At 65.0% G+C, this 237-nt stretch carries 1 protein-coding gene; it reads right to left on the bottom strand.

All coding sequences use genetic code 11. The annotated features are described in order from the left end of the window. Nucleotides 1–237, bottom strand: a 237-nt coding sequence (locus tag B4920_RS27915; protein ID WP_139379782.1) for a DUF945 family protein, incomplete at its 5' end; no start/stop codon positions are given.

Below are 237 nucleotides of genomic sequence, written 5' to 3'. Positions count from 1 at the left end.
TTATTGAGGCAGGGGCAGACCGTTGATGGTGACCAGCCCCTTGTCGAGCTTGAGCTCGGCATTGAGGTGCGCCTGCTCCGCCTTGAGATAACCCAGGGCCGTGAACTGGGCCAGCATGGGTGCCAGCTGCGGCACCGCCTTGCCCAGTTGGTCGCCGAGGCTGGCATGGAGCAGCCCGGATAGGGCCTGCATCCCCTCCTCGCTCCCCATCAGTTGCTCCAGAGTGGTGGGGGCAAG

The organism is Zoogloea sp. LCSB751 (genome assembly GCF_002028455.1).
Taxonomy (GTDB): domain Bacteria; phylum Pseudomonadota; class Gammaproteobacteria; order Burkholderiales; family Rhodocyclaceae; genus Zoogloea.
Note: the sequence above shows the minus strand (reverse complement) of the source record. Positions and strands in the feature narration are given on the sequence as shown.